48 protein-coding genes and 1 pseudogene are annotated in these 24,812 nt (G+C 29.1%); 48 read left to right on the top strand and 1 reads right to left on the bottom strand.

Annotation, left to right across the window (positions count from 1 at the left end; genetic code table 11):
- Positions 1-44: 44 nt before the first annotated feature.
- From MWJ95_RS10125 to MWJ95_RS09930, 40 genes and pseudogenes are all read left to right on the top strand, one after another.
- Positions 45-551 (top strand): hypothetical protein, encoded by a 507-nt coding sequence (locus MWJ95_RS10125; protein ID WP_249105347.1) that lies wholly within the window; start codon positions 45-47, stop codon positions 549-551.
- 35 nt (positions 552-586) lie between these two features.
- On the top strand, positions 587-928 hold the full coding sequence (locus MWJ95_RS10120) for a hypothetical protein (protein ID WP_249105345.1): 342 nt from the start codon (positions 587-589) through the stop codon (positions 926-928).
- 165 nt (positions 929-1,093) lie between these two features.
- Positions 1,094-1,432: a YolD-like family protein gene (locus tag MWJ95_RS10115; RefSeq protein WP_249105343.1), complete on the top strand. Its 339-nt coding sequence runs from the start codon at positions 1,094-1,096 to the stop codon at positions 1,430-1,432.
- A complete protein-coding gene (locus MWJ95_RS10110; protein ID WP_249105341.1) occupies positions 1,425-1,766 on the top strand; it encodes a YhjD family protein in 342 nt (113 codons plus the stop codon). Before MWJ95_RS10115 ends, MWJ95_RS10110 begins: the two co-directional genes overlap by 8 nt.
- Before the next feature lie 92 nt (positions 1,767-1,858).
- Positions 1,859-2,761: an ATP-dependent DNA ligase gene (locus tag MWJ95_RS10105; protein ID WP_249105339.1), complete on the top strand. Its 903-nt coding sequence runs from the start codon at positions 1,859-1,861 to the stop codon at positions 2,759-2,761.
- Positions 2,762-2,873: 112 nt separating this feature from the next.
- Complete coding sequence (locus MWJ95_RS10100; protein WP_249105337.1) at positions 2,874-3,113, top strand: helix-turn-helix domain-containing protein; 240 nt, start codon at positions 2,874-2,876, stop codon at positions 3,111-3,113.
- Between the two features lie 142 nt (positions 3,114-3,255).
- Positions 3,256-3,609 carry a hypothetical protein gene (locus MWJ95_RS10095; protein WP_249105335.1) on the top strand — a complete coding sequence of 118 codons (354 nt, stop codon included), beginning with the start codon at positions 3,256-3,258 and terminating at the stop codon, positions 3,607-3,609.
- 43 nt (positions 3,610-3,652) lie between these two features.
- Positions 3,653-3,829 (top strand): hypothetical protein, encoded by a 177-nt coding sequence (locus MWJ95_RS10090; protein WP_249105333.1) that lies wholly within the window; start codon positions 3,653-3,655, stop codon positions 3,827-3,829.
- A gap of 34 nt (positions 3,830-3,863) precedes the next feature.
- Positions 3,864-4,814 (top strand): hypothetical protein, encoded by a 951-nt coding sequence (locus MWJ95_RS10085; protein WP_249105331.1) that lies wholly within the window; start codon positions 3,864-3,866, stop codon positions 4,812-4,814.
- Between the two features lie 37 nt (positions 4,815-4,851).
- Positions 4,852-5,040: a hypothetical protein gene (locus MWJ95_RS10080; RefSeq protein WP_249105330.1), complete on the top strand. Its 189-nt coding sequence runs from the start codon at positions 4,852-4,854 to the stop codon at positions 5,038-5,040.
- A gap of 48 nt (positions 5,041-5,088) precedes the next feature.
- Positions 5,089-5,652 (top strand): hypothetical protein, encoded by a 564-nt coding sequence (locus MWJ95_RS10075; RefSeq protein ID WP_249105327.1) that lies wholly within the window; start codon positions 5,089-5,091, stop codon positions 5,650-5,652.
- A gap of 28 nt (positions 5,653-5,680) precedes the next feature.
- On the top strand, positions 5,681-5,857 hold the full coding sequence (locus MWJ95_RS10070; RefSeq protein ID WP_249105326.1) for a hypothetical protein: 177 nt from the start codon (positions 5,681-5,683) through the stop codon (positions 5,855-5,857).
- 47 nt (positions 5,858-5,904) lie between these two features.
- Positions 5,905-6,105: a hypothetical protein gene (locus MWJ95_RS10065; protein ID WP_249105324.1), complete on the top strand. Its 201-nt coding sequence runs from the start codon at positions 5,905-5,907 to the stop codon at positions 6,103-6,105.
- 29 nt (positions 6,106-6,134) lie between these two features.
- The gene (locus tag MWJ95_RS10060) at positions 6,135-6,299 is read left to right on the top strand and encodes a hypothetical protein (RefSeq protein ID WP_249105322.1); all 165 of its coding nucleotides are present in this window, start codon (positions 6,135-6,137) and stop codon (positions 6,297-6,299) included.
- Positions 6,300-6,350: 51 nt separating this feature from the next.
- Positions 6,351-6,536 (top strand): hypothetical protein, encoded by a 186-nt coding sequence (locus MWJ95_RS10055; protein WP_249105321.1) that lies wholly within the window; start codon positions 6,351-6,353, stop codon positions 6,534-6,536.
- Between the two features lie 12 nt (positions 6,537-6,548).
- A complete protein-coding gene (locus MWJ95_RS10050) occupies positions 6,549-7,166 on the top strand; it encodes a hypothetical protein (protein ID WP_249105319.1) in 618 nt (205 codons plus the stop codon).
- A 36-nt stretch (positions 7,167-7,202) separates the two neighbouring features.
- Positions 7,203-7,499: pseudogene (locus MWJ95_RS10045) on the top strand (transcriptional regulator); the annotation flags it as partial.
- Between the two features lie 889 nt (positions 7,500-8,388).
- Positions 8,389-8,559, top strand: a complete 171-nt coding sequence (locus tag MWJ95_RS10040) for a hypothetical protein (protein WP_249105317.1) — start codon at positions 8,389-8,391, stop codon at positions 8,557-8,559.
- A 46-nt stretch (positions 8,560-8,605) separates the two neighbouring features.
- The gene (locus MWJ95_RS10035) at positions 8,606-8,971 is read left to right on the top strand and encodes a hypothetical protein (RefSeq protein ID WP_249105316.1); all 366 of its coding nucleotides are present in this window, start codon (positions 8,606-8,608) and stop codon (positions 8,969-8,971) included.
- A complete protein-coding gene (locus MWJ95_RS10030) occupies positions 8,968-9,246 on the top strand; it encodes a hypothetical protein (protein WP_249105314.1) in 279 nt (92 codons plus the stop codon). Before MWJ95_RS10035 ends, MWJ95_RS10030 begins: the two co-directional genes overlap by 4 nt.
- Before the next feature lie 125 nt (positions 9,247-9,371).
- Positions 9,372-9,620, top strand: a complete 249-nt coding sequence (locus MWJ95_RS10025) for a hypothetical protein (RefSeq protein WP_249105312.1) — start codon at positions 9,372-9,374, stop codon at positions 9,618-9,620.
- A gap of 166 nt (positions 9,621-9,786) precedes the next feature.
- Positions 9,787-10,467, top strand: a complete 681-nt coding sequence (locus MWJ95_RS10020; protein ID WP_249105310.1) for a hypothetical protein — start codon at positions 9,787-9,789, stop codon at positions 10,465-10,467.
- A 185-nt stretch (positions 10,468-10,652) separates the two neighbouring features.
- Positions 10,653-10,925 (top strand): hypothetical protein, encoded by a 273-nt coding sequence (locus tag MWJ95_RS10015; RefSeq protein ID WP_249105308.1) that lies wholly within the window; start codon positions 10,653-10,655, stop codon positions 10,923-10,925.
- 36 nt (positions 10,926-10,961) lie between these two features.
- Positions 10,962-11,195 (top strand): hypothetical protein, encoded by a 234-nt coding sequence (locus MWJ95_RS10010; protein WP_249105307.1) that lies wholly within the window; start codon positions 10,962-10,964, stop codon positions 11,193-11,195.
- A 37-nt stretch (positions 11,196-11,232) separates the two neighbouring features.
- On the top strand, positions 11,233-11,547 hold the full coding sequence (locus tag MWJ95_RS10005; RefSeq protein WP_249105305.1) for a hypothetical protein: 315 nt from the start codon (positions 11,233-11,235) through the stop codon (positions 11,545-11,547).
- Positions 11,548-11,916: 369 nt separating this feature from the next.
- The gene (locus MWJ95_RS10000) at positions 11,917-12,993 is read left to right on the top strand and encodes a tyrosine-type recombinase/integrase (RefSeq protein ID WP_249105304.1); all 1,077 of its coding nucleotides are present in this window, start codon (positions 11,917-11,919) and stop codon (positions 12,991-12,993) included.
- A gap of 52 nt (positions 12,994-13,045) precedes the next feature.
- A complete protein-coding gene (locus MWJ95_RS09995) occupies positions 13,046-14,380 on the top strand; it encodes a ParB N-terminal domain-containing protein (protein WP_249105302.1) in 1,335 nt (444 codons plus the stop codon).
- An 18-nt stretch (positions 14,381-14,398) separates the two neighbouring features.
- Positions 14,399-15,373: a phage lytic cycle repressor MrpR family protein gene (locus tag MWJ95_RS09990; RefSeq protein WP_249105300.1), complete on the top strand. Its 975-nt coding sequence runs from the start codon at positions 14,399-14,401 to the stop codon at positions 15,371-15,373.
- A gap of 266 nt (positions 15,374-15,639) precedes the next feature.
- Positions 15,640-16,083, top strand: coding sequence for a hypothetical protein (locus MWJ95_RS09985; RefSeq protein WP_249105299.1), 444 nt, complete (start codon positions 15,640-15,642; stop codon positions 16,081-16,083).
- Between the two features lie 102 nt (positions 16,084-16,185).
- Positions 16,186-16,395, top strand: a complete 210-nt coding sequence (locus MWJ95_RS09980) for a hypothetical protein (RefSeq protein WP_249105296.1) — start codon at positions 16,186-16,188, stop codon at positions 16,393-16,395.
- Between the two features lie 26 nt (positions 16,396-16,421).
- Entirely contained in the window at positions 16,422-16,811 is a 390-nt protein-coding gene (locus MWJ95_RS09975; protein WP_249105295.1) for a ribonuclease H family protein, read from the top strand.
- 29 nt (positions 16,812-16,840) lie between these two features.
- A complete protein-coding gene (locus MWJ95_RS09970) occupies positions 16,841-17,080 on the top strand; it encodes a hypothetical protein (RefSeq protein WP_249105293.1) in 240 nt (79 codons plus the stop codon).
- Positions 17,081-17,359: 279 nt separating this feature from the next.
- Entirely contained in the window at positions 17,360-17,623 is a 264-nt protein-coding gene (locus tag MWJ95_RS09965; RefSeq protein WP_249105291.1) for a hypothetical protein, read from the top strand.
- A 25-nt stretch (positions 17,624-17,648) separates the two neighbouring features.
- Positions 17,649-18,080 (top strand): hypothetical protein, encoded by a 432-nt coding sequence (locus tag MWJ95_RS09960; protein ID WP_249105289.1) that lies wholly within the window; start codon positions 17,649-17,651, stop codon positions 18,078-18,080.
- 49 nt (positions 18,081-18,129) lie between these two features.
- Positions 18,130-18,270: a hypothetical protein gene (locus tag MWJ95_RS09955; protein WP_249105287.1), complete on the top strand. Its 141-nt coding sequence runs from the start codon at positions 18,130-18,132 to the stop codon at positions 18,268-18,270.
- Positions 18,271-18,320: 50 nt separating this feature from the next.
- Positions 18,321-18,578 (top strand): hypothetical protein, encoded by a 258-nt coding sequence (locus MWJ95_RS09950; protein WP_249105285.1) that lies wholly within the window; start codon positions 18,321-18,323, stop codon positions 18,576-18,578.
- 178 nt (positions 18,579-18,756) lie between these two features.
- Positions 18,757-18,948: a hypothetical protein gene (locus tag MWJ95_RS09945; RefSeq protein ID WP_249105283.1), complete on the top strand. Its 192-nt coding sequence runs from the start codon at positions 18,757-18,759 to the stop codon at positions 18,946-18,948.
- 129 nt (positions 18,949-19,077) lie between these two features.
- The gene (locus MWJ95_RS09940) at positions 19,078-19,335 is read left to right on the top strand and encodes a hypothetical protein (RefSeq protein ID WP_249105281.1); all 258 of its coding nucleotides are present in this window, start codon (positions 19,078-19,080) and stop codon (positions 19,333-19,335) included.
- An 11-nt stretch (positions 19,336-19,346) separates the two neighbouring features.
- A complete protein-coding gene (locus tag MWJ95_RS09935) occupies positions 19,347-19,970 on the top strand; it encodes a sigma-70 family RNA polymerase sigma factor (protein ID WP_249105279.1) in 624 nt (207 codons plus the stop codon).
- 44 nt (positions 19,971-20,014) lie between these two features.
- A complete protein-coding gene (locus MWJ95_RS09930) occupies positions 20,015-20,275 on the top strand; it encodes a hypothetical protein (protein WP_249105277.1) in 261 nt (86 codons plus the stop codon).
- Positions 20,276-20,288: 13 nt separating this feature from the next.
- Here MWJ95_RS09930 and MWJ95_RS09925 read toward each other — a convergent pair whose 3' ends face one another.
- The gene (locus MWJ95_RS09925; RefSeq protein ID WP_249105275.1) at positions 20,289-20,450 is read right to left on the bottom strand and encodes a hypothetical protein; all 162 of its coding nucleotides are present in this window, start codon (positions 20,448-20,450) and stop codon (positions 20,289-20,291) included.
- Positions 20,451-20,625: 175 nt separating this feature from the next.
- On the opposite strand from MWJ95_RS09925, the gene MWJ95_RS09920 reads away from it, so the two are divergent.
- From MWJ95_RS09920 to MWJ95_RS09885, 8 genes are all read left to right on the top strand, one after another.
- On the top strand, positions 20,626-20,895 hold the full coding sequence (locus MWJ95_RS09920; RefSeq protein ID WP_249105274.1) for a hypothetical protein: 270 nt from the start codon (positions 20,626-20,628) through the stop codon (positions 20,893-20,895).
- A gap of 82 nt (positions 20,896-20,977) precedes the next feature.
- A complete protein-coding gene (locus tag MWJ95_RS09915; RefSeq protein WP_249105272.1) occupies positions 20,978-21,208 on the top strand; it encodes a hypothetical protein in 231 nt (76 codons plus the stop codon).
- A gap of 12 nt (positions 21,209-21,220) precedes the next feature.
- Positions 21,221-21,616, top strand: a complete 396-nt coding sequence (locus MWJ95_RS09910) for a hypothetical protein (protein WP_249105270.1) — start codon at positions 21,221-21,223, stop codon at positions 21,614-21,616.
- Positions 21,617-21,652: 36 nt separating this feature from the next.
- The gene (locus MWJ95_RS24695; protein ID WP_481817348.1) at positions 21,653-22,027 is read left to right on the top strand and encodes a cold-shock protein; all 375 of its coding nucleotides are present in this window, start codon (positions 21,653-21,655) and stop codon (positions 22,025-22,027) included.
- A gap of 60 nt (positions 22,028-22,087) precedes the next feature.
- Entirely contained in the window at positions 22,088-22,693 is a 606-nt protein-coding gene (locus MWJ95_RS09900) for a hypothetical protein (protein ID WP_249105268.1), read from the top strand.
- Positions 22,693-23,157, top strand: a complete 465-nt coding sequence (locus MWJ95_RS09895; RefSeq protein WP_249105266.1) for a hypothetical protein — start codon at positions 22,693-22,695, stop codon at positions 23,155-23,157. The genes MWJ95_RS09900 and MWJ95_RS09895 overlap by 1 nt, the downstream gene beginning before the upstream one ends.
- Entirely contained in the window at positions 23,123-23,479 is a 357-nt protein-coding gene (locus MWJ95_RS09890; protein WP_249105265.1) for a hypothetical protein, read from the top strand. Before MWJ95_RS09895 ends, MWJ95_RS09890 begins: the two co-directional genes overlap by 35 nt.
- 47 nt (positions 23,480-23,526) lie before the next feature.
- The gene (locus tag MWJ95_RS09885) at positions 23,527-24,774 is read left to right on the top strand and encodes a Gabija anti-defense Gad2 family protein (RefSeq protein WP_249105262.1); all 1,248 of its coding nucleotides are present in this window, start codon (positions 23,527-23,529) and stop codon (positions 24,772-24,774) included.
- Positions 24,775-24,812: the final 38 nt, after the last annotated feature.

Here is a 24,812-nt window from a genome sequence, read left to right as displayed (position 1 = left end):
GTACTTCATTGAAGGTTTAGAAAACATTAATAAGGAGGTTCGTCATGACACTAGAATTTGCAGTAGACCATGATCATAAATTACAAGCCTTAATGAGAAAAGCCATGTTAGATGAAAAATATAAATACTACTTTTATTCATCTTACTTTAGGTATGATATTGATGTACCAAGAGATAGTTGGAATCATTTACAGATGGTCAGCGTGAAAGGCAATGAAATTGTAGGATTACTAGGTGCTTATATTGACAGGGAGACTCGAAATGTTACTGATTTATATGCGATTAATTTTCACGATATAAATTATACTTTTTCAAAAGACTTTAGAAGTTTTCTAACAGACCTGTTTGACAAATTTTACTTTAATAAAATTAGTTTTAAAGTAATTAAAGGTAATGAAGCTGAAAAAATGTACGACAAATACATAGAGAAATACAACGGAAGAGTAGTTGGTTATAGAAAAAACGAAGTAATGTTATTAGATGGTAAGTACTATGATGATAAAATTTATGAAATCACAAGAAATGAATACTTAAAATTTAAAAATACATAAGAAAATATTCGATAAAAAGATGGGAGATGGGTACTGTGTTTGGAAAATCATTTAATTCAGTAGCGATTAATGGTAAAACAGTGAATGTGAAAGGTAATAATATTTCAGTAATTAATAATAAGATTTATGTTGATGGTAAAGTCATTGAGACAGGTAATTTATCAGGTGATGTACATATTATTGTAGATGGAAGTATAAACAAATTAGAAACAGATTCTTCTGCAACAATTAAAGGTGATGTTTTAGGGGATGTTAAAGGTGGGACATCTATTACATGCCAAAATATTAAAGGTTCAGTTAAAGCAGGAACTTCAGTAAGCTGCGGTAACGTTGGCGGAGATGTAAAAGCAGGTACAAGCATTTCGATGAAACGTTAAATAATAGTTATCTTTTATTTAGTGAAATACATATTTAAAATTGAATATAAAGTGAGTGTAAAGAAGTTATTTGTATTTTAACTCTAATTTTTCTTGCCTAAAATGGAACGTTAGTTCTATAATAAATACAAACAAACGTTCCGTTTTAGGTGAGGAGTGCTAAAAGTGATAAAAGACAGAGGAAGTCAAAAATGGACAGCGATGATGTTGCCTGAGCATTTAGTTGAAATAAGAAAGTGGAAACAAGAGCAATTTTACGATAAAAAGCGTGAATTAACTGAGTGGGAAATAGAGGAGATTGAACAAACTATACAACGTGCTTTTAAAATGCAAAAACTGATTACTTTAACACTATGGAACAATAATCATCTACAAGACAAGTCTGGTCTAGTTACAGGCATTGATCCGTATAAAAAGGAACTACTACTGGATACAGACATTTCTGTAAAACGTATTTCATTTTACGATATCCAAGACGCAAAGTTGGTGGACGCTGATGATTAGACCAGAGGATCGTAATGATGTGTATGATTATATAAAATTAGACATGGCTATTCGTTCCTTGCAACATGATTATTCATCACTTGAAAAGTTAAAAATGTCAAAAGTTTATTTAAATATTATAGATAAATTGTTAAAAGACTTGAGAAACGATTTTTACAATAAGAAACGTATGCTTGCCAAGAAAAATATTGAGATAGTGAAGTGGATAAATGTAAGTGAATATTTTAGTGATGTCATTATTAAAACAGGTGGGGAAGATGAAATATTGAACTATGCCAAGCAAGCACTTAAGTCTCATACTGAAGATCTAATACAACGATATTTAAATAAATGATATTAAAACAACTTATTTACCATTCATACCTTGTATTTCTTGTATTTTTACACTTTCATTCATGAGATAATGGTAAATAAGGAGATGATATAATGATATTTACTCCAATTAAACCAATGCTTTTGCATATGGGTAACAATGATGAAATAATAGATAATCCTGAATGGATTTATGATATAAAATGGGATGGTTGGCGCATCCTTTTGCATAAACAAGGAGACAAAGTAGAAGCTTATACTCGTCATGGGAATAATGTAACTGCTAAATTTCCAGAATTACAAGCTGCAGGACAATCAATTCATGAACATGAAGCAATTATTGATTGTGAAGGTGTAGTTTTACGGAATGGTATATCTATATTTGATGATTTTGCATATCGAGGTAGACTTTCAAATAAAGAGAAAATTGAACAAGCTATGTTAACTCATCCTACTACATTTATTGCTTTTGATGTGTTAGCGACAGATGAATCTGTTATGAGTAAACCATTAGTGGAACGAAAAGAAATACTATCATCAATAATCGAACCTTCGAATAATTTGTTGATCACACCTTCTGTAGTGGGCAATGGTAATGATATCTTTAAGTTAACAAAGGATAAAGGTATGGAAGGTATTGTAGGAAAGCGAAGTGATTCTACTTACAAAACTAACCATCGTTCGCATAGTTGGTTGAAATACAAGCATTTCAAAGTAATGGATGTTGTTATATTAGGTTATAAAGAAAATCCATTTACAATGATTGTAGGTACGCAATTAAGTAATGGTAAATACAGACCAGTTGCGAATGTAGAGTTTGGCTTTAAACCTGATGAAAAAAGAGCATTTAGAGAAATAGCTAAACAGATAGTAAATAATGTGGAACGAGATATAATGTGGCTAGAACCAAGATTGTTCTGTAAGGTACAATATCTTGAGAAAACAAGCACAGGATCATTGAGGATTGTTTCATTTAAAGGTTTTAATTTTAATAAAGTTCATGAAGAAAGTATTTAGTAGTCGCTCATTATTAAATGGGTGACTTTTATTATGCTGCTTTAGTATTCCATAAATTGAAGAGTTATCTTATAATTTAGTTACTGATAAATAAAGATATGGTGGTAAGTTGATGATGAAAACAGTCAAACTTAGATTAAGGGTTTTACTAGCTGAGCGTGAGTGGGAACAAAAAGATTTAGCAGAGCGAACATCACTTTCTGCACGTACTATTAGCGAACTTTATAATAATAAAACTAAAAGTTATACAAAACATGCAATTGATGAGATGGTAAATGCTTTTGATATTACTGATATGAATGAGTTATTTTCAATTGTAGAAGAAAATGATGAGGTGAGTGGAGAGTCTTGATTGACTCTTTTTTTATTAGATAATATTTCCCTTTTATAAAATTAAATAAAGAAATACATAAATTATACTTTACTTTATGTATTTTATTATTTATACTTAGGTTAAGAAATCAAACATTACTAAATTTTAGGAGGGAAAACGAGTGATTGAAATTAAAGAGGGTTTCGGAGTGGATGATAAAGTATGGTCAATTACTTTCGGTAAACCTTATCAAATTGTCCCAATCGGAGTTAACAAGCTTGGAGAGAGCCATCTAGATAGAAGGTTAGAAAAACTCAAAGAATATGATAAGCCAAAATATCTTGGAAATGTCGGATCATTAATGTCACATAGGTATAGTAATATCAAAGAAATTAAAAAAGAGATTATTTTAGTGAAAAAGTTCATTAGTAAAAAAGGAGCTGCTGATGAAGAGACTCATTATGATAAGGAATTTGAAGTATTTGTAATCTACTTCAACGATAATGAAAATTTAATGGTACTAAATACTAATTAAATCATTAGATAATATTCGTATATTACATAAAAGGAGAGATTTAATGAAAGTAGTAGACCTAGTTCCATTAATTAATAAAGAAGAAAGAATAGAAATTCATATAGATGGTAAACGTATGTTTTCAGGATTTCCAGATAACGCACTTTTGAATTGTTTCAACTTTGATATTCTAGAAATTTCAATAGATGAGACATGGAGTATGATAATTCATGCTAAATAATAATTCGATTTTATAAAAAGGAGAAACAAATAAAATGAAAATAGCAAAGGTGAATTTTAATCTGATTAGTAACCAACGTACAAACAAAAAGAAGTACTATTTTAACACAGACATTGAAGGATTAGAGAAGGGCGATATTTTAGTTGTCGATAGTCAAGGAAAAGAACAGTATGCAAATTTCTTAGGTTATTATGAAGGTCAACGAGAAGCATCTAAGAATGTAATCCGTAAAGCTGCTATTGAGGAATTAACTAATTACTGGACTATGGTTGAGGACAACTTATTAAAATATCCATTATACATATCAGATGAAATTTATAATCAATACCAATATAAATTCAATAACAATTTCTCAACAAGCAAAGAAGAAGCAACTCTCAAATTAACACGAAATGTATTGCTTTCTAATAACTTTACAAAAGGTAAAATTGTTAAGAATAATCATGTGTTTAACTATGGTACACAAGAGATCACTGTAAAAGGAAATGAAATTGTTTTAGTAGGAATTGATAAGACTAATGTGGAATTTAACATTTCAGAAGAACGTAGAAAATACATAGAAAGCAAGCTCAACTTAATTGCGTTTAGTGAATATAATAGCGAGCATTACAAAATTAAACCACCAACAAAAGAAGAATTAACTTCTAAAGGATTTACTAATCGAATAAAAATAAAATCTAATCAGACAGTTGAAAGTTTAATGGAGTATGGATTTAGTAATCATCATGAGCCAACTTTATATTTCTTTAGTATGCTGATCGATGATATTTCATTTGGTATAAGTGTAGATAAGAAGTCACTAGTGATTAAAAATATAGATGTGTTGGATGAAAACTTCTTACAACCTTACGATTATCAACGTATATTAATGAATGATATGAATCACAAATACGCTAGAATGGTATTTGATAAAGTGGATGTTGTTTTAAATAAACTGCAAAACGATGGTCTTATTGAAGGTTATTTAAGAGGTATGTATATTTAGTTAATAAAATAATTAATAAAAAGGAGAGCTGATAAAAATGAAGAGCTTACGCATAAGAAAGATACTTAAATCAATGGGATATAATCCTCACAATAAGTTTGGTGCTACTTATTATTATAAAGATGGATTAGAATTATCGCCAACTACTGTAAAAAAGGTATATAAAATGAATGTAAGTAATTTAGGACGTAAAAATGCTCAGAGTAGCTTATTGAACTGTAATTAAATAAAAAGTTGATATTATAAAAACAAATACATAACTGGAGGATGTAAAATGAATAAAAATTACAGAGAAATTATGTTATCAGCAGGTAGTACAATACAGGATGCTGTTAATCACTTACTAGAGTTTAAAGAAAAAGGTATTTTAGCTTGTGCAGATTTTAATGGTAAGACTCTTTATTCTGATACGGTAACAATGGACAGTGCGTATTTAGACATTATAGGAAAAAATAAATCTGAATTTGATAAGGAACAACAGGAACGAGCAGAAAGGTATGAAAAAGAGAAACGAGAGCACGAAGCAATGATTCCTGAGCATACTGAAATTTGGATAGAAAAAGGTAAGTCTGTTCTGGAAAAAGATAAATGGGATTATTGGAGTGAAATCGTACCTATTAGACTTAATGATTTATATCACGGAATGGAATTATGGAATTGTTTAGATATAGTAAAAGTATTAAATAATGATGGAACATTTGATGATGCCAAGAAGTTATTAGAGGATCAAGGTCATTCAGGAATGTCATTTGGATTAGTTTGTGCAATGGTTAGTGAATTTTGTGATAGAGGTAATGAATTTGTTGAATATGTTAGAGGTCAACTTTCATTAAAATAACGAATTTATTGAATGAGAGGTGTTTGTAATGTATTACGTAGTTGAAAATGAAGGTAAATATGAAATTCGCATAAAAGGATTAGAGGACTTAAATTTCAGAACAATCGTAGTACTGGATGATTTGGAAATTGCAGAAAAATACTGTGATAATTTAAATACTTCTTATGAGATCGGTTATAAGCATGGTGCAGAATTAGGATATTAACATCAAATAATAGAACGCTTTTAATGAATAACGAGGAGTGGCGTCTCGTGTACGAAATTATTGAAGTTGAACTTATAGAATATGATTCTAACAAACATGAATATATCGGAATTAGTGAAGGTAATAAAATTTTAGTTGATCCATTCGTTGGGTGTGTTTGGAATCATAGAATTAGAGGGTTAGGTAAATTTACGTTTAAAGGACATTGGTTTAGAGATTGCTTTATTGTCAGTGAACAGATTAAATAATAAATTACTTTCATAAGAGGAGAATAAATATGATAAATAAAATAGAAGAGCTGATACATGATTATAAGATTAATGGAGTTAAATTAGAAAATTACAACCCAGAGGGTACAGAAGCATTATTATTTTCTATAATTAGAAATGAAATATTAAAGAAGGTTATAGAAGATTTAGAAACAATAGTGAATGAAGTATGATTAAATAATAATTTCATTTTATAAAAGAAAATACATAAAGTTGGTGAAAAGGTGGATTTAAAAATTTACACAGTGAAAGATAATTATGTTTTTGAAGGAAATGAAGCTGAATGTGTAATGAATGAAATTACTAGGGCTGCATCAGGAAATGCTGAATGGACTGTACCAGTTAATTTAAATAGTGGTAAAAGCATCGTGTTTGTATTGTCTAATATTATTGCAATTGAATATGAATAAAGGAGAGGTTTAATGAACTACGAAGAAGTTGTTAAGATAGGTGATAGTGTAGGATTACATGAAAGTCATTTTTTGGCAAGTTTTACTTGGTGGCAATACGTTTTATATATTGGACTGTTTATTGTGCTGAGTATTATTTGCTTATGGATAGGAGAAAATTTTGAATTCATTGGTGCTCTTGGACTCGCTGTTTTATTTAGTGTAATGGTTATATTTTTACCAATAATAAATGCAGCTTCAAAGCATTCTGTAGTTAATGAAAAGAACAATAAAGAAATAGCAGAATATAAAAATAAATATGGGGATAATTATATCAATGACTTACCTGTAACTAAAGCTGAAGTATTCTACATCAAGATTGATGCAGAAGCAGAAGTATCAGGAAGCCTTATCTTTGGTACAGGATCAATAAATAGCAACTTGCTAACAACTATGACAGTATCATATAAATTAAATGGCAACGGTATCACGGAGACAGCAAAAACAACCCCAAACTTTGATTTAGTCAAAGGTGATACGCCTTATATTACATATCAAGAATTAAAAAAAGATTTACCTCATTATCAACATGGTAAGTATAATTTTCAAATTCATTTACCAGAGAACTACAGTTTTACAGATATTAAGTAAAGGTCATATTTTATTAGAAAAGGAGTCGATATTATTATGATGAAAATTGAGTATTTAAAACCATTTTATACAAAAGTCACTGGTAATAAACTACGTTTAGTTTTTGCTTATCAATATTTCTCTATTTCAAAAGATAATGAGATTTTCCATTTCATTCCCATCGAAGGAAAAGAGATGATCGTTAACTTGGATACAGAACAAGTTGAAAATGTATCTGAGGTTTTTGTTTTCCAGAAAGATAAACGTTTTATTCGAATACCACTATATCAATTATTATTAATTACAAATATACATAGTTTTATAAACCCAATAATACATAAAGAAAAGAATAAAAATTCTAGTCACCAAGTATATAAAGAAGTTAAAACAGCAAAAGTTAATTTTAAAGGTTTAAGTGATTTACCGACAAGTGAAAAAACGTATTACTTCAATACAAATATTAATGATCTCAAAATAAATGATGTTGTATGGGTAGACAGTCAAAACAAACAGCAGCTTGCTAATTTTTTAGGATATATAGATGAGTCTGAAATTAACTTCAAACCAACAAAGTACATAATCAGCAAGGCGAACGTAGGCGGTGATTCTAAGAAAGAACCTCTTACCTTAGAGACTCGTGATTCAAGAAAGTGTGAATATGGTATTCCTGATAAGTTTAAAGTTGAAACAAGTAAATTAATATCTGAGATTATGAACTTCAACAAAGAAAATTTAATTAATAGATACTTAGATGATAAGAATTTCGATGGAATAAATGAAGTTATAGGTATTCAAATTTGAAAAATAGCGTTTACGAAAGGAGAGGAATGACATCGATAAAGTTTATCTAGTTAATTATTATAAAGATAAGTATGGAGAACCTGATAGTTATAATACATTAGGAGTGTACAAAGATAAGACGAAGGCTGTTGAATTTGTAGAAAATAATTATAGTGGCAGTTTTGATAATGTTAATTATGATTTAATAACTTATACAATTAAAAATGACAGATTTACATATGAAGAAGTAACTATCAAAGAAATGGATTTGTTATAAAAGCCGTCTATTACAAAAATAACAGGTGAAGGATGAAATAAATGACATCAAATAAATCTATGTGTTTTAGATGTGGAGAATTCACAGAGTCAATTGAGTACAAATGTGTTCAGTGTATGCAATTCAAGTTAATTGACACTATCTATGTATTAGATAAAGAAGATATTGTAGAGGATGATGTGTAAAATGAGTTATGGATTATTTAGAGGTGATGAACATATATACACGTACAACTACAAACATGTAGCTGAAAAACAAGCTTCAACTCTTGGTTCGGAGTTCTATGTAAGGGAATTGACATTTGAAGAGTATTACAAACGGATGAAAGAAATATATGTAGAAGGAAAATATAAATAATTACATAAAACAGATGTATTATTGAAAAAGAAGGAGAAGTGAAATAATGAAATCAAATGAAGAAATAATGTCTGATCAAGCAGTAGAAATGAGAGAATTGATTCCAGATTACGTTGATGGAAAGTGCACTGAATCAATGGCTTGCTGCCCAACAGAAGTGTTTTATTTTGCTAATTTGTACATAAAGGAATTACAAGAAGAAAATATGAAATTGAAAGATGAATTAGATAGTAAAAATAAAGTAAATGTATTTGGTAAGATGATTGAAAATCTAAAGGATGAAAATTTTATTAAAAGCGTTTCTGAGAGTATGTCTCCAGAACCTGAGACCACTCCTGAGTTTATGGAGTCATACGATCAATATCAACAAAGAAATGATGTTAATTTAAATGATAAGGAGAATTATAAATGACATATAATGAATTCTGTAATAAAATAGCAAATTTAGGTTTAAGTATTACAATACATAATGATAGTCTGTGGTCAGTTGGTTATAAACGAATAGCGAATCCAATGTTATATTTTAATCCTTTAATAGAAGAGGAAAATTATGATGGTAATATTACTGTTAAATCAATAAATGTACGTATGTTTAATGCCAATGAATTAAAGAAAACGCTGATACTAATCGATGAATTACTATTAACTAAAATGGTTGATCGTGGAGAAAAAGTTACATTTGGATAAAAGAGATATATTATTGAAAGTATGTGTTTTTCTAAGTAGGACAGTAATTTTTAAATGATTAAATATGTAGTATCTGCATTATGAACGTGTATTTATAGGAAATACAAAAAAAGGAGGAGTATAAAATGGGTTTAGATTTTAGTCACGGTGAGGCACATTGGAGTTATGGTGGATTCAATAATTTTAGAAGAAGATTAGCATCGAAAATTGGTATGAATTTAGATGGAATGGTAGGATTCGGAGGCAACATTCCTTTTCATATTTACCAAGATAATATCATCCCTTTACTAAATCATTCTGATTGTGAAGATGAACTTACAATAGAAGAATGTAAGCAGGTAGCACCTAGACTGAGAGAACTGGTTTCTGAATGAGCAGAAGATGATTATGACAAGATAAGAGCTATAGAATTGGCAAATGGAATGGAATTAGCTGTTGAACTAGGTGAACCCTTAGAGTTTTGTTGAGGTAATAATAGACAATCAATAAAAAACTAATATTACTAAAATAAATACATAAATAAGAAGGAGAGAATTAATTATGGAGTATTTTTCAAAATTAGATAACAAATCATTCACAACAAAAGAGACATTAATCGATCATCTGGTGAAGAACTATTCGATGAAAGTTGAGAAAAGTGATTATACGGATATTATTGATAAGATTAATAAAGCAGCTCCTTATGTTAGTGTGAATTCGATAAATAAGGATAGCAAGGATATGCTAATTGTTAGTATTAGCTATCACAACAAACAGGGCAACTATTTACATGGAGAAGAAATAGTATTAGAGGGTGGAGCGATACAGGATTATGACTATTGGGATTACATGGTTTGTAAAGATACTGATGGTTTAATTTCATACATAACATCATATTACAATAAAGCTGATTTAATAGAGAGTATACTTATTGATAAGTTCGGTATGTGTAATGATTCATTTGAACTTATGGATATCCATACAGGTGGTCATGATAGTAATGCTGCGATTTATTTTAAGTTTTATATTGACGACATCAAGTATGAACGAAGATATGACTTTGGAGATAGTGATGATGATTTATTCAATCAAATCAATTCTTTATTTGTAAAAGAAATAGAAGGTGTAATTGAAAACCGTTGGAATAGTTGTTCACATAGTCAAATTTTCCGTGTTAGTGGTGTAGATGTAAATGAATTCTTGAAGGACGGTAAGAAAGTCAAAATAGAAATTTTAGATTAAATAAAAGGAATCTTTGATTGAAATGGAGTGTATAGAATAGCCATGTCAAAAGAAAACAAGTTAAGTATACTGGTAAATGGATCGCTATCAAATAGACGTTCTAAAAGAGAAGTAGATAATTTACTGTTTGCTATTAATGATTATATTGGATTAAAAGAACAACTGAAACAGACGGAGTTGAGTATATGTTTAAAGCAAATATAAAATTTTGTGACGGAAGTACATTAAGTGAAGTATTTTTATATAAAGAACAGACATTATGGACATCTATCATTACAGATAAAAGAGAAGCAGAAAAATTATTAGGGATGTGGAGTACGATTTATTTTGGTAATGATTGTATACAAGGATGCTTTATTCCTAGTCACATACAATCGTATGATTTAATTGAGCTATCTAAAGAAGAGATGAATGAGATAAGAAACATAAAGTTAATGAAAGAATTAAATAAAAACTAAATATTATTAAATACATAATATGAAAAGGTGATGTTAATGGAAGAGAATTTAATACATACAAAGAGTGTTGATTATGCGTTCAATCTAATATCTAAGTTAACAGGAGAATTAGAAAGCATAGAAAGTAACAGATTCAAAAGCGATGAAACTTTTCAAAATGTAATAAAGGAAATTGCTAAACTGCATTCAGATTTAATTTTTAAAAATGAGGAAATAGAAAGTTTGAATTGTGATAATCAGCGCATTTTAGAATCATTAGAGATTGAATAATAGGTAAGTATTATGAAAAGCTAAAAGGAGAGATTCGATGGAAATCAAATTTGAAAACGGTTCAACTATAACATCGATTGATTCAAATGACGTAATTCGTGGTCGTTTATTTAGTCATGTGATTGCTCCAAGAGATTTTGAATACATATTATGTGAGCGAAAAAACGGTAAGAAGTTCATTAAAGTGATCATGTATTTTAATGATGCAAATGGGTATATCGAGGTAGCGAGAATAAACCCAATTAAGAATGCTTTCAACGAAGATGGATATGGGGATATTAACCATTTATTCAGTTGTCTAGAAGATAATCAGAAAATCATCAGTAGTATTAAACAACAATTAATTAAATAAAATTAACGTTTACTAAAACAGAAAGGAATTGATATAAATTATGAAGAAACGTGTAATTATTGCGAATATCATTAGTAAATTAGAAAGTGATTCAAGGTGTGCTCTAAATCCTTTCGCTTCAACACTTACTGAAGACGACTACATAAAATTAGGTAAGAGTTATTATGCTGATGAACTTTTGCGTGAAATTAGAACAATGTTGAATAGCAGCATTAAATAAAAGGAACATTATAAAACATTGAGAGTCGATTCAAAAAAATAGTCGGCTCTCGAATAATAAATAATAAAATACATAAAATGCTTTACAATTAACAAAAATATGGATATACTATTATTAATCAAAGGATATCGTAAAGGTGGTTGGAAGTTATGGTTGCTGCTCTTAATACAAATCAGAATGCTGTTCAAATGGTTACTTATATAGGGGATCATATAAATGATTTTTTAAATGAGTACAAAAAGAAATCAGAAAGTAGTTTTAAGAACTATAGAAGCAGTTTAAATAAGATATTTAAAGATCTGATTAGAAAAAATGAATACAAGTATATTTCTAAAGAGGATATCGAAAACTTAACTGTATCTACATTAAAAGATTACTTCAATGGATTACATGATGAACTAAATGAAGATGATGAGCCTAAGTATAAGAACGCAACTATTAATAGACATATCTCAGTAATAAAAGAATTAATAAGATATTTAAGAAATTGGGATATCATTTCTTATGATTTAGAGAAATTAAATTTGGTTAAGTCTTTACCAGACACTAGAGAAGAAATAGAAATGATTCCTTTTGATTTAGCTATGGAATATGCAGATTATTTTGCCAAAGAAGAGCAAGGACTTGAAAAATCATTAATAATAAAGTTAGCTACTGAGACAGCCTTGCGAGCTAGTGAGCTACTAACAGTAGATTGGTCTAATTTCACTGAAGTTGAAGATGGAGTCATTCTTAAGTCTAACGGTTATAATAAAGGTAAAGGAAATAAAGAGTGGATTGATAAAATAGATAAAGAATTATATGAAGAACTTCTACAATTAAAAGAAATAGGAAATGCAGATAAATTATTTAATCTTACTTATAAACAGTTAAGAGGAATGATGGATAGAGGGAATAATTTATTAAATAAAACAGGAATAGACTACAGTTTTCACTCATTCAAAAAACTAGCAGTTACTATGTGTTATCTTAATAATGGAAACTGCATTGATACTGCAATGAAGAAAGCTAGACACAGTAATGTAAATACAACAATGAGATACCTTAGATTAACTAATCTAAATGTCACAGGTATTATATCTGCAAAAATGAATACTTCTGAAGAGTTGTATAAAACAGTTTCTCATGAATTATTGTTAGAATGTTTAGAAGAAATGCGTCCAGAGATGTTACTTTTACTAAATAACAAGATAAAAAATAAAACGTCAGAGAGTGATTATCTATGACAAGTCAGATAAAAAGTGGTAAAATAACTCTAGTGCGAAAGGGGCGTTAGATATGCAAATTAATAAAACAAGAGAGCAATTAGAAACAGAAATTAAAAGTTTGATACAGTTATTTGCTTCAACAGTTAATAAAAAAGAAGTGGAGCTTATAGTAGAACATTTGAACGGTAAGCATGGTATTAAAAAAACTAGTATTTACTCACTATTTAACAATGCGAATAATGTTGGTAAGTTGACTGCTGAAGAATTAGCCTTATTCGGTCAACAACTTGTTATTAAGTTAGGTATTGATCAGAATGAATGGATGAATGACTGGTTTACAGAACGAGAGAGAAAAGAGTATGAAAGTTATCAATTTGTAGATATTCAATCAATGGATGAAATAGATTTTCCAATGGTAAAACAAAATGTTATTGATTTGGGTGATGGATATTATTTAACATCTTTTACAAAACAAGAAGTCGGTAGACTTTTTAGATATGGTAAATTAGATTATAACCCAAATGTACAAAGAGGTATGCGTAAGGTTGTAAGATACGGATTAGTGACAGAAGTACCTATTGTGTTACAAAAGAAAGTAAATGAAATAAGAAATTTAACTTTAAAGAATAAATTAAGACCATCTACAATAATCTTAAATGCTAAACAGTTCAGTTCTGAAGAAGAGTCAGAATTAATTTATGATAATGATAAGAATACATTAACAATAACAGAGGGAACTATATTAGATATAGTCGATGGTATGCATAGAACATTAGGGACTTATAGTGCGTATATTAGAGACAAAGACATTCAAGGGTCTTTCCCTGTAATTATATCCAACAAATCAGATGAGGAAATTAAGAGATATCAATTAGATTTAAATAAACATACTCCTTTGACGAAAGGTAGAGCCAATGAGTTGAAAGAAGAAAATTACGCAAGCGATGTAATAAGTATATTAAAGTCAAAAGGCGAACTTAAAGATAGAATCACGACAAGCACAGATATCAAACATTCATTAAAAGGTAATGAATTTATCCCTTATAACACTTTATATAATGCAATAAGCAGTGTTTTTAAAATCAATAGTAGATTAGAAGCTAGAAAAATTGCCGAGGAAATAAATGAATATTTAGTCTATTTGTTTGGTGTTTTTGGAAAACATGAAAATGACGAATATAAAGTGCTTTTCGATGCTGATATTTTTGAAGGACATTTAGCATTAATGAAGAAGATGAATGAAAAAGACATGAGATATGATGAATTAGAAAAAATTATTAATATAAATGAATTCCATATTGATAATAATCGTTGGAATGAATATAAATTGTTAAATAAGAATATAGGTAAATTATCTAAAAAAGACAGAAGTAGCATCGTTAAATATTTTGAAAGTCTGATATAGATATAGGAGGATTAATAAATGTATAATGTGGAGTATAAAGAAGCCTTTTTAGAAGCGTCTGATCATGCTGAGGAAACTAAGAATCAATATAGAATGTACTTTAAAAAAACCGAACCGTTTGAAGCTCAAAAAGGAAAAGATCTATTTGATATGGACTTTGATATGTTGGATGAACTATTTTATTGGGTGCAGAGAAAAACAGAACGTTCTGCTGTAAGTTTTATTAGTACAATAAAAAACTACATTACCTGGGCAAAAGATAATGGGTATGGCGATAACCCACTCAATCCGATCATAGATACAGTTAACACTGAATTTGTTTCTAAATATCTATATAAAGAAGGAATAAAATATTATACTAGAAAAGATTTATTTAAATATTTCGAGAACATATTCAATATAAAAGATAAGGCTTTGGTTTTGGCTTTATTTGAAGGTATTAGTGGTAATAAATTTTCAGAAATTATCAATTTAAGAAGAGAAGATTTATCAGAAAAAGATGATAAATATTATGCTTCGTTATTATGTGACGAAGTTGATTTAACAAATAGACAATTAGAAATATCTAAAGAATTGTATGAGATGTTGATCGAAACTTATAACACACAAGAATATAAAAGCGAAAAGGGAAAAGTTAACAGAATAGCTGATGGGGAATACGTTTTTAGAAAAAACAGAGTAGGTACTAACAGCGCACGTATTACATATCCAGTGCTACAGAATACTTTTAGGAATGTAATAAAGGCTGCGTTCGATGACGTACAGATTACAACAACATCTATAAGTAATTCAGGTGTAATGTATTATTCTAATGAATTTATGGGTAGTGATAGAGTGCTTACAAAAGAAATAGCAACTAAAGTAGCTGAGAAATTTGATTTATATGGATTAGAAATCAAAGGTAAAAAATATCCTTCATTTATGAGATTTAAAGAAATTATAGATATAGATTATATGGAAGAAGAGTATGGACATTTTAAATTAAACTTCTAAGACAAAAAGGACTGAATGCAAGTCATTCGGTTTCCTTTATACATAAAATAATAAAATACACAAAATATGTTTAATGGTTGTTAATAATATTTAAATAATGATTTACATATCAATTAAATATTATTAAGAAGTATCGAACAAAAATGAGAACAAACGTTTGTATTTGAGTATTGACATAATTTTGGATGATTGGTAAAATTGGATTATGGAAATGACAAATGAAACTATACTTATAGTAAATACTTTTTAAAAGGGGGAATATGAGCATGAGAATAGCAAAAATTGAAGCAGAATTAGCCATTTATGACCAAACACCAGAGGAACTATTGGCTCGATTTGACGGATTGATAGCTCCTGACGGACTTTCCATAGTAAGCATTAAAGGTAATAAAATAATGAATGAGTGTCTAGATTTAAAGTTTACTAAAATTTTAGAAATTAACGAGGATGAAGAGGAAATAATTTTCTTCCAAAAGGAAGCAGAGCTGAAATATTACCCTTCTACCAACAAGACATTTAAAGTGCAAGACATGATTAGAATAGATGGAAAAGGTGATTACAGTATTGTATTATCATCCACACACGCACTCTTATTTAACGCTGATACACTGACAACCATAGAATTGACGAATGTAAAAAATATCAACGAGATGAAGCAGCATTTAGAGCAGAATTATCCAGAGTACATAGTGCTTCGTAAAATTAACTAATTAGTTATTAAAGTAGGTTAATGTTGGGGTGTGGTATTGGCAGTGTCACTAATGTCGCACCTTGAAATTAATATAATACAAAATACATAAAGGTGGTATGTTATGAATAAAAAGTACAGTGAAAAACGTTATAATGATTTTGGATTATTTATTTTTCCTAATAAACGAGGAGAAGGCTTTAAAATAATTAGAGATGAGGATGGATGGATATTTGATAAGACCTACAAAGATGAACAAGCTGCACAAAATTGGATAGATGATATGATCGAGCTTACAGACAAATCAAAAGCAAAATGGAAAGCAAATACATAAAATACATAATGATAGAGGTAATACATATGATTAAAATTTATACTGACAGTAGTTATAAAGATGGAGTATCTACTCATCACTACTTTGTCATGAGAGGTAATAAAAGAATAAAAAGGCGAACATTTATTGGATTTGATGAATCGTCCAATAAAGCTGAAGCAACAACAATAATTAAAGCTTTACAGATGGTAATGAAGAAAGGGTGGGAAGGAGTAACAATCAATACAGATTCATTAGTCACTGTATATGGAGTTAAGCATGGTAAGTTTGATAATGAAGATTTTCGATACATAGCGCATTTACTTAAAGTAACAAAATCAAATATAATGTGGAAGAATAGAAGACATTACAGAATTAAAAAGGCAGATAGTGAGTGCCGCAAGATGATGAAAACAAAATTAAGAAGAGTAATTTAAAAATACATATACATAAAGGTGAGATACAAATGAATAAAGATATCATGAATTTAAAGAACACTTTTGGATCGATTATCGATGAGTATGATAAAGGTTCAATGCTTAATGATGACGATAGTATAAAATCTTGGATTGCCAGATGTGATTGGTTCGTTAAACAAATGGTAGACATTAAAATAGGAGTAGGATTTAAATATTTCGAGCTGCAAAAAGAGTATAATCCACTAAAGGAAAACAGTAATGTCAGAGAAGGTGAAGAAGCTGAATGAATCAAATGTAATTGGTCACTGTGCAAACAAAGAATGTTCTAATGAACTAACTAGTAAAGATGAGTATCTGGTTGGTGAGGATGATCATAATTTATACTGTGATTCAATTTGTTACACTAAGTACATGTTGAATGTAGGTGCAGTAAAAGAAATTAAATATTAAAATACATAATAATAATATATAGATATTATTTAAAATTAGTTATACATATTTGATGTTTAGAGTGAATTATCGTCATAGTTATCAAAAATATAATACATAAATGGAGAAAATACATAATGAATCAATACATAGTTTCACTAGTCTTAAATGGTGATGAGTATAATATGAATGTAAAGAAAGAGAGCAAAGAGGCTGCTTTACAATATGCGAAGGACAAGCTTAAATTTGACAAGATAATATGTGTTGCAGAAAAACTAGACTTTAAACGCAAAAGATTTGGTTATTTAGGAAATCCAGATCGTACACCTTATGGAAGTAGAAGCAAGGATATGAAAGCAGCTAAGAATACTAAGCGTACTCAAATCAAGTACGTAAAATAAAATATAAATAAAAGGAGTTAAAATTATGACGGAACGTTTAGATGGATATGATAATTATTCTACAACTCTTGTACAAATAGGAAGGTCTCGTGCGTGTGCTTATTGTGGTGATGAATGTTTAGTTATTGATGACTGGTTTGATGAGCATGGTAATTATTGTGGTACAAGGAATTATTGCACATGTGAACAAGCTAAAATTGAGCAACAAATGAAACGTGAGCTTGAAAGAGAGCATGAAAAGGAAATTGCTATTCGTAAAAAATATGAGGATAAATTAGTAATTGATAAAAGTAAGATTGAGATGTTAGAAGTAAAAGAAAAATTCTCAAATATTTGTAGAGATCATGTTCAGTATGGTGCGTTATCAAGTTCTTCATTTGAAGATTTATGCGACTTGTTGAAAGAGGCTTATGAAGAGCAAGTACATGATTACGAGTATGAAGAAGATGAAGAGTGAAAGCTTCAATAATACCACTCTTTTATTGAAAGAAAATTGAGGTGATATCGTGAAAATTGTTAAAATACTAGCTTTGGTGGCGTTTGTCATATATTTAGGCTCTGAAAGCGTTGGTATTGTTGGGTTTTTAGCTTTTATCATCGGACTGGGATATCTGTTCCCTTGGGTTGACGGATATGATGAAAAATAGGCAAATTTAATAATAGTGGAATATTATTAAAAAGAAAGAGGTTGATTAGAGTGAAGTTAGAACATGTAGATACAGTAAATGAGTCTACTACATATTCAATAGAATTGTCACGAGCAGAAGATATTGCCGAAAATGGTGAAATGGCAGATATTAAGACTATTGCGCTGCCTTCATACTTCAATCCAGATAATGAGGATCAGTGGGTTAAAATGCTAGAACAATTGAAGCCTCATATTGAAGAAGGTAATTTTGATACGGTGTTATTAAAACGTGAAGTATATGAAGAGAAAGTGTTCACAGTAAATTAAATAATAAAATACATAAAATAATAGTTGAAAATGGTTGAATAATAGTTTAAGATATATTTAACAAATAAAACAAATAAATGAAAGTTATAACATTCTCATTATAAATAAATAGTTGTTATGTAGCAAAAGTCGGTGTTTAGTTAATAAAATACATAATGATGAAACGGAGATGTTGATAATGTTTGAAGAGATAAAACAGATAAGTAATGATTCCATAATAAATGACCAACTAAGACAAGCCATGATTAAACAGATGGAAAAAGGTTATCAGGAAATGGGAGAATTAAATCTTCAAATGACGAATGAATGGTACAGCGTGGAAAATGAAGCTGAAGCGATCAACGATAAAATTGTAAAAGGTGAATGGTGAGTTAGTTATGGATGTAATGCATTGCTTTAATAATTTAATCCTATAATATACTACTAATTGTTAAAGCAATGTATTTTAAATAATAGGATGTTTTTATTTAAGAATACATAAAAGAATTGAGGTGGAAGTATGGTTATTCATTTAGTAGACAAAATGGAATACAATAGAAAGACATCTCAGCAATACATTATTAGATACAAAAATAAAGAAACTATTAAAGAATTATCTAAGTTAGGTTCAATTACATATAAATCACCAGTAATTAATGTATTATTTATTGATACTGAAAAGAGTATAAGCGAGTTGTTAAAAGTAGAAGGAGTTATGAGTGCTACTTTACAGAAGAATGGTAGGTTGCTAAATAACAAAGAGAAAAGTACATATTAGAGGAATAATGAATGGAAAAATTAACAAATGAAGAATTAGTATTGGTATATCAAAGTGAAAGTAACGAATTAGCTTTTGAAGAGTTATATAAAAGAAATCAAGGATTGATATTTGAAGTAATTAAAAAATTTAAAGGTACTAAAGTAATTAATAGTGAAGATGTGATAAGTGATTGTAATCTTGCTTTTTCAAGATCAGTCCAGACATTCAATACATCAAAGAGTTGTAAATTTTCTACATACTGTTACTCGATCATGGTGAATGAAGTATTAAAAAGTATTAAAAGCGCAACAAGAGTAAAAAGAAATCCTTCGAAATATAAATTTTTATCTTTGAATGAAAAAGTAAATGAAGAAGGTAGTAAGCTAATTGATATTTTAGATGCTTCTGATAGTGATGTTCTACATAAGAAAGATTATAAATACTTACATAATGCAGTTGAATATGCAAAATCATGGATACATGAAAAGTATCATCCATACTTATTACCTTTGATGTTTAGAGAAACAACTACAAATGAAGTAGCACCTATCATTGGAGTAAGTCCAAGGACAGTACATTATACAACAACTATGTTTAGAGAACATGCGCGAGAATACATTTACCATTTCTCAAGTGGTGAAATAGTTTCTTGATTTTATATGAAAGAATGATTTTATGAAAGTAAGGAGGAAATTAGATGAAAATTAAAGGACACATATATACAAAAGCAACTGAACATGCAAATTTAATATCTACAATCACATCTCAAATGGCTCTTGCTGATTTATTGGAGAAAGGTAAACATCTGAATGATACTAATATTCTTGTTGAATATGAACGTAAAGAATTAGTGGGGATTAAAGACAGTATTGCTCAAATATGGGCTTCGTTAGAATTACATAATGTCAAAGGACATCTTGATCATGTTTTTGAGCATAAAGGAAATAAAGTAAAATAAAAAAAGGATGATTTCATCCTTTAGGTTTAGTATTAGGCTTCTTGCTAACTTGTTCTAGAGCTTCTATATATTTTTTAGCAGTTTCTAACTCATCATCAGAGATACTTTTTACAAGGTTTTTCAAAGCAATATGTTCATCTAAATTAGCTACTTTGGAATTTTGATTTTCAGACATATATGATCAATCCTTTACAACTTATATATTGATTATGATAGCACTTTGTTTAAGTTGGTTTCAAATAATAAGAAATCTTATATGTCATGTTATTTTAGAAATGATGTGGAGCGATGAATAGATTTAACTTCAAATACTAAAACTAGTTATGAATTATAACTAAGGAGGTATTGTGATGAGTTATTTTGGGTTATTTATTTTAGGATGGTTGTTGATTGGATTCTTATCTGGAATCAAAAGGATTTATATCGATAAAAAATTATCAGAAGAAAATATCATAAAGATGAAAGAAGATGCGATTGAAGATGGTGTTCCAGAATATATCGCTGAAGAAAAACTTGCAATTCTTACAAAGCCTAAAGTGTTATTAGCTATCTATACTTTATTTGGAGTCATTACTTTTATAACAGATACAATTAGTACATTTAAAAGGAAGCATACTTAAATTTAAGTGTGCTTGATACATAACACTGTTGTTTAGATGTAAAGTTAAGTAAAAAATAAGAATTATCGAAAGGAAACTGATAATGAATAAATTAGAAATAATTAAGAAGCAATGGAATGAATATGAGACAGAATTTGGTGAGAGTGATTATATGGATATCGACAAACATACTAACATGGCATTCAATGTACCAGTATTGTTAAACAAACTAGATAAAATACATAAAGACTTAGTTCAGATGAAGAAAGTTGGTAATTGTAGTTATGTAGATATCGACTACATGTTAAATGCAATTGAAAATGATAAATATTAAGGAGGAAATAAGATGAATATCAAACCAATAAATTATAAGTTAACTCATTACTATGCAGAAAATAAAGAGAGTTATGATGTAATATTTAGTAGTAAATTACGACCAGAATATTTAAGTAATATTATCGCTCACATTCAGTTTTTGACTGATGAGATATCCCATGCTAAAGAATTACCTTCTATTGAAATCGTATCATTGTTGAAAATGTTCTACGATAACGACATTGAAATTTTAGATGATAATGAGGTAGCTAAATTTACAATTGATGAATACGATAACTGGGAATTTTATTGTAGTGTAGCAGATCAAATATTAAATAATGAAAACTATATAAGGAAAGGTCTAGCATCATTTATCAAAAAGATATTATTGAATCAGGAAGAGCTATTACATGCAAGTATTCAATAATAATTCACTTTTATGAAAGAAAAGGGAGATGAATAAATGAAAGGCGTAGTTAATTGGTTTAATGTAGAAAAAGGATTTGGATTTATTAAAGGTGAAGATAAAAACGAATATTTCGTACATTTTACAGGTATTGATACAAACGGTTTCAAAGCTTTGGATGAAGGTGAATGTGTAGAGTTTGAAATTGAGGAATGTCCAAGACAAGGAGAAAAAGCAGTAAGAGTTAGACGTGAATCAAACACTAGTAAATCAGAAAGTTTGAGCGTAGAAAAGATGATTGACTTTTTAAAATTTGAAAGAGAAAATTTGCTAAATATCATTGGCGACAATCATAGTGAATTCAATAAAGGTAGAATGTATGCAATGGATAAAATGATTGATGGGATGGAAGTCATTTTTAAGAACATATGATTTAAATAATAGTACGATTTTATTGAAGTAAATACATAAAAAGAAATGGAGATGTAAGTTGTGAAAAAGAAAACATTGGGATTTTTAAGTGGATTATTGTTAACAGGTACACTATTAGGAGCATGTGATGCTATGCCAGAATCTGCTCAAGATAAGCTCTCTAAAGATAATAAAGAAAAGTTAAATCAATCAGTAAAGGTCATGGAATCAGTCAAAACACCAAAAATTAATTACTCTGTAGAGAGAGAAAATATCGCAAAACGAATTTCTGTAACAAATGATGCTAATCTGCTTCAATGGATATATCCTATGTCAGCAGGTAGAGTTATTGGTCGTTTCCCAGTACGAGGTAAAGTAACTTCTGGTGATAAACGATTGACTTCTACTCAAATGTTAAATGATGAAGGTAAAAGTGGAGGATATTCTTATACACATGTAGTTGAAGCACCTGATGAAATGGGTGCATACGGAAGTTCAGGAGGATATATTTTCTGGTTCGATCCTTCAGGTCAGTATCATCAACATAAAGGAGACTATTTCTTAACAACAGAGCCATATAAATTAGATGATGGTAACGGTACAATTTCTGTAGATATTGATGAAAATGAATTAAGAAAAGTGTCTGAATATGATAAACAAACTGAAGAAAATGAGGTAGTTAAATAATGAAAAAAGCTACTAAATATACTTTAGCTTTTATCGGTGGAATCATCGCAATATCAATAATCGGATTAGTATTGAAGCTCTTATTATTTCCATTGTTCGTTGCAGAAAAAGCGTCTGAAACAACGCATGGTGTTGTTGAACAAACGTTGAATGCAGATAACGCATTAACCAATTATGAACAATTTAAAGATTTATATAATGGTGCAAAACAGCAAGTGATGAATATCGAATCAACAGAAAAACAAATCCAACAGTTGAAAGTTACATATGGAGAACCTAAAGACTGGTCTAAAGATATTCGAAATGAAAATAGTTTCTTGAATAAAACTCTAGAAGGATATAAACAACAGTATCAACGTACAGTTTCAGATTACAATTCGAATGCAAGTAAATTAAATCGCAATTTATTTAAAGATAAGAATTTACCTAGTGAATTGCCGTTGGATTATTCTCAACTTCAATAGTAAGCAATTCGATATCTATAAAATACACGTATTATCAAAAATAAGGAGAAGTGATATTGATATTTTAACAAATAAAACTGTGAAAACTAGAAAATCTCATCGATGTTGGGGATGTGCCAATCGCTTTGAATCAGGTACAATGATGCGCTACACGACTTCAGTTGATGGAGGAGAGATATCCTCAGCTTACTGGTGTAAGACTTGTGATAAGTTAATTGATCAAACATATGATTACTTTGATTTTCAAGACGGAATTGAGTTTGGTTCTGTGCGTGAAGGTGATATGCAGGCTTGGGAAAGTATACATAAATGGAATACATAGAAATCTTTATTTTATAAAATAAATAAATTCAAAGGAGATAATACATATTGAATACACAATTTGAAGAAAAGAAACTCTTAAAGTTATTAGGTAGTGAGCTAGTTGAACTATTTAAGAAATACAATGTATTTGTAGCAGGTGGAGCTATTACTAGTATTTTTACTAATAGCGAAATTAATGATATCGATGTTTATACTCGTAATGAAGATGACTTATTAGGTCTCATCGAAGAGCTGTTTGATCATTGTGGCAACAAGGTGTTAAGCAGTACAAAGAAATCAACATTATTTGCGGAAGATGATTTATTAATTCAAGCAATTCATTTTAAGTGCTTTGAAACAGTAGAAGATGTATTTGATTCATTTGACTTCACCTCTGTTATGGGTGCTTATGATTTCAAAGATAATAAGTTTTATTTCCATGATGATTTTATGAAACATAACTCTCAAAAGATTATCAAGTTTAATTCAAATACTGTATATCCATTAATTTCAGCTTTACGTGTTCAGAAGTATGAAGGAAAAGGATATAAAATTTCCAAAGCTGAATATCTACGAATTGTCATGACATGCATGAAATTAGATATAAACTCATACGAGGAATTACAAGAACATTTAGGTGGAATGTACGGTGTTAATCTAGACAAACTGTTTGAAGATGTTAAAGATGAAGAGTTTAATATGGAAACAGCTATTGAAAAATTAGCAGAAATTACATTATCAGATGAATATTTTGAGAAACCTGAAATAGAATTAGTCTTTGAATTAGATGAAGTATTGAGTAAAATTTCACCAAAAGCAATTAAGTATGTAGAGTTTAAAGGAAAGTCATATCGAGTACATAGCAATGGTGAAATTGAGCATGAACATACTAAGCATGAAAATCACACAATGTTAGATATCAAAGATGTATTCAAAGATAATATGTTATATAAGTTTGTTAAAAAGAATGAAGATGGTACATATGGCAGCTATTATGATCAAGAATTTATCTATAAAATCGGTGAAATGGCTGAAGCAAAAGGTGAAGTCGGTACATACTCTTGTGACAAAGGTAAATTACACTTCAATACAAAAGATAAAATTAAAAAGTCTACATATTTTGATAAGAAGGATAAAGTTCTATTAGAAGTAATGTTTAATACGGATGATTTACTTGATATCGATCATTCTACAAAAGTAACTGCAAGTAAAGTATATGTTGTTCGTGAAGTTCCAGAAAATGAATGGAAAGAGTGGCTTGGAATTAAAGAAGATTCAAATGTAGGAGCTTATTGTGATTCACCTCTATTCTAATTAAATAATATTCTGCTTTTATAAAATTAAACAATAAT

The sequence above is a fragment of the Lysinibacillus sp. Bpr_S20 genome, from assembly GCF_023337835.1.
GTDB lineage: Bacteria > Bacillota > Bacilli > Bacillales_A > Planococcaceae > Lysinibacillus.
This window is presented reverse-complemented; position numbering and strand designations above follow the sequence as displayed.

What these genes read in the sequence shown, in the direction of transcription:
- MWJ95_RS09965 (WP_249105291.1), top strand. Translation starts at nt 17,360, where the DNA reads ATGAATCAATACATAGTTTCACTAGTCTTAAATGGTGATGAGTATAAT.
- MWJ95_RS09930 (WP_249105277.1), top strand. Translation starts at nt 20,015, where the DNA reads ATGAAAATTAAAGGACACATATATACAAAAGCAACTGAACATGCAAAT.
- MWJ95_RS10005 (WP_249105305.1), top strand. Translation starts at nt 11,233, where the DNA reads ATGGAAATCAAATTTGAAAACGGTTCAACTATAACATCGATTGATTCA.
- MWJ95_RS10000 (WP_249105304.1), top strand. Translation starts at nt 11,917, where the DNA reads ATGGTTGCTGCTCTTAATACAAATCAGAATGCTGTTCAAATGGTTACT.
- MWJ95_RS24695 (WP_481817348.1), top strand. Translation starts at nt 21,653, where the DNA reads ATGAAAGGCGTAGTTAATTGGTTTAATGTAGAAAAAGGATTTGGATTT.
- MWJ95_RS09920 (WP_249105274.1), top strand. Translation starts at nt 20,626, where the DNA reads ATGAGTTATTTTGGGTTATTTATTTTAGGATGGTTGTTGATTGGATTC.
- MWJ95_RS09940 (WP_249105281.1), top strand. Translation starts at nt 19,078, where the DNA reads ATGGTTATTCATTTAGTAGACAAAATGGAATACAATAGAAAGACATCT.
- MWJ95_RS09910 (WP_249105270.1), top strand. Translation starts at nt 21,221, where the DNA reads ATGAATATCAAACCAATAAATTATAAGTTAACTCATTACTATGCAGAA.
- MWJ95_RS10090 (WP_249105333.1), top strand. Translation starts at nt 3,653, where the DNA reads ATGAAAGTAGTAGACCTAGTTCCATTAATTAATAAAGAAGAAAGAATA.
- MWJ95_RS09895 (WP_249105266.1), top strand. Translation starts at nt 22,693, where the DNA reads ATGAAAAAAGCTACTAAATATACTTTAGCTTTTATCGGTGGAATCATC.
- MWJ95_RS09985 (WP_249105299.1), top strand. Translation starts at nt 15,640, where the DNA reads ATGAGAATAGCAAAAATTGAAGCAGAATTAGCCATTTATGACCAAACA.
- MWJ95_RS10080 (WP_249105330.1), top strand. Translation starts at nt 4,852, where the DNA reads ATGAAGAGCTTACGCATAAGAAAGATACTTAAATCAATGGGATATAAT.
- MWJ95_RS09935 (WP_249105279.1), top strand. Translation starts at nt 19,347, where the DNA reads ATGGAAAAATTAACAAATGAAGAATTAGTATTGGTATATCAAAGTGAA.
- MWJ95_RS10040 (WP_249105317.1), top strand. Translation starts at nt 8,389, where the DNA reads ATGAGTTATGGATTATTTAGAGGTGATGAACATATATACACGTACAAC.
- MWJ95_RS10050 (WP_249105319.1), top strand. Translation starts at nt 6,549, where the DNA reads ATGAACTACGAAGAAGTTGTTAAGATAGGTGATAGTGTAGGATTACAT.
- MWJ95_RS10070 (WP_249105326.1), top strand. Translation starts at nt 5,681, where the DNA reads ATGTATTACGTAGTTGAAAATGAAGGTAAATATGAAATTCGCATAAAA.
- MWJ95_RS10100 (WP_249105337.1), top strand. Translation starts at nt 2,874, where the DNA reads ATGATGAAAACAGTCAAACTTAGATTAAGGGTTTTACTAGCTGAGCGT.
- MWJ95_RS09925 (WP_249105275.1), bottom strand. Translation starts at nt 20,450, where the DNA reads ATGTCTGAAAATCAAAATTCCAAAGTAGCTAATTTAGATGAACATATT.
- MWJ95_RS09915 (WP_249105272.1), top strand. Translation starts at nt 20,978, where the DNA reads ATGAATAAATTAGAAATAATTAAGAAGCAATGGAATGAATATGAGACA.
- MWJ95_RS10075 (WP_249105327.1), top strand. Translation starts at nt 5,089, where the DNA reads ATGAATAAAAATTACAGAGAAATTATGTTATCAGCAGGTAGTACAATA.
- MWJ95_RS10030 (WP_249105314.1), top strand. Translation starts at nt 8,968, where the DNA reads ATGACATATAATGAATTCTGTAATAAAATAGCAAATTTAGGTTTAAGT.
- MWJ95_RS09945 (WP_249105283.1), top strand. Translation starts at nt 18,757, where the DNA reads ATGTTTGAAGAGATAAAACAGATAAGTAATGATTCCATAATAAATGAC.
- MWJ95_RS10025 (WP_249105312.1), top strand. Translation starts at nt 9,372, where the DNA reads ATGGGTTTAGATTTTAGTCACGGTGAGGCACATTGGAGTTATGGTGGA.
- MWJ95_RS10125 (WP_249105347.1), top strand. Translation starts at nt 45, where the DNA reads ATGACACTAGAATTTGCAGTAGACCATGATCATAAATTACAAGCCTTA.
- MWJ95_RS09960 (WP_249105289.1), top strand. Translation starts at nt 17,649, where the DNA reads ATGACGGAACGTTTAGATGGATATGATAATTATTCTACAACTCTTGTA.
- MWJ95_RS09995 (WP_249105302.1), top strand. Translation starts at nt 13,046, where the DNA reads ATGCAAATTAATAAAACAAGAGAGCAATTAGAAACAGAAATTAAAAGT.
- MWJ95_RS09990 (WP_249105300.1), top strand. Translation starts at nt 14,399, where the DNA reads ATGTATAATGTGGAGTATAAAGAAGCCTTTTTAGAAGCGTCTGATCAT.
- MWJ95_RS09975 (WP_249105295.1), top strand. Translation starts at nt 16,422, where the DNA reads ATGATTAAAATTTATACTGACAGTAGTTATAAAGATGGAGTATCTACT.
- MWJ95_RS10010 (WP_249105307.1), top strand. Translation starts at nt 10,962, where the DNA reads ATGGAAGAGAATTTAATACATACAAAGAGTGTTGATTATGCGTTCAAT.
- MWJ95_RS10015 (WP_249105308.1), top strand. Translation starts at nt 10,653, where the DNA reads ATGTTTAAAGCAAATATAAAATTTTGTGACGGAAGTACATTAAGTGAA.
- MWJ95_RS10110 (WP_249105341.1), top strand. Translation starts at nt 1,425, where the DNA reads ATGATTAGACCAGAGGATCGTAATGATGTGTATGATTATATAAAATTA.
- MWJ95_RS10060 (WP_249105322.1), top strand. Translation starts at nt 6,135, where the DNA reads ATGATAAATAAAATAGAAGAGCTGATACATGATTATAAGATTAATGGA.
- MWJ95_RS10105 (WP_249105339.1), top strand. Translation starts at nt 1,859, where the DNA reads ATGATATTTACTCCAATTAAACCAATGCTTTTGCATATGGGTAACAAT.
- MWJ95_RS10085 (WP_249105331.1), top strand. Translation starts at nt 3,864, where the DNA reads ATGAAAATAGCAAAGGTGAATTTTAATCTGATTAGTAACCAACGTACA.
- MWJ95_RS10035 (WP_249105316.1), top strand. Translation starts at nt 8,606, where the DNA reads ATGAAATCAAATGAAGAAATAATGTCTGATCAAGCAGTAGAAATGAGA.
- MWJ95_RS10020 (WP_249105310.1), top strand. Translation starts at nt 9,787, where the DNA reads ATGGAGTATTTTTCAAAATTAGATAACAAATCATTCACAACAAAAGAG.
- MWJ95_RS09970 (WP_249105293.1), top strand. Translation starts at nt 16,841, where the DNA reads ATGAATAAAGATATCATGAATTTAAAGAACACTTTTGGATCGATTATC.
- MWJ95_RS09980 (WP_249105296.1), top strand. Translation starts at nt 16,186, where the DNA reads ATGAATAAAAAGTACAGTGAAAAACGTTATAATGATTTTGGATTATTT.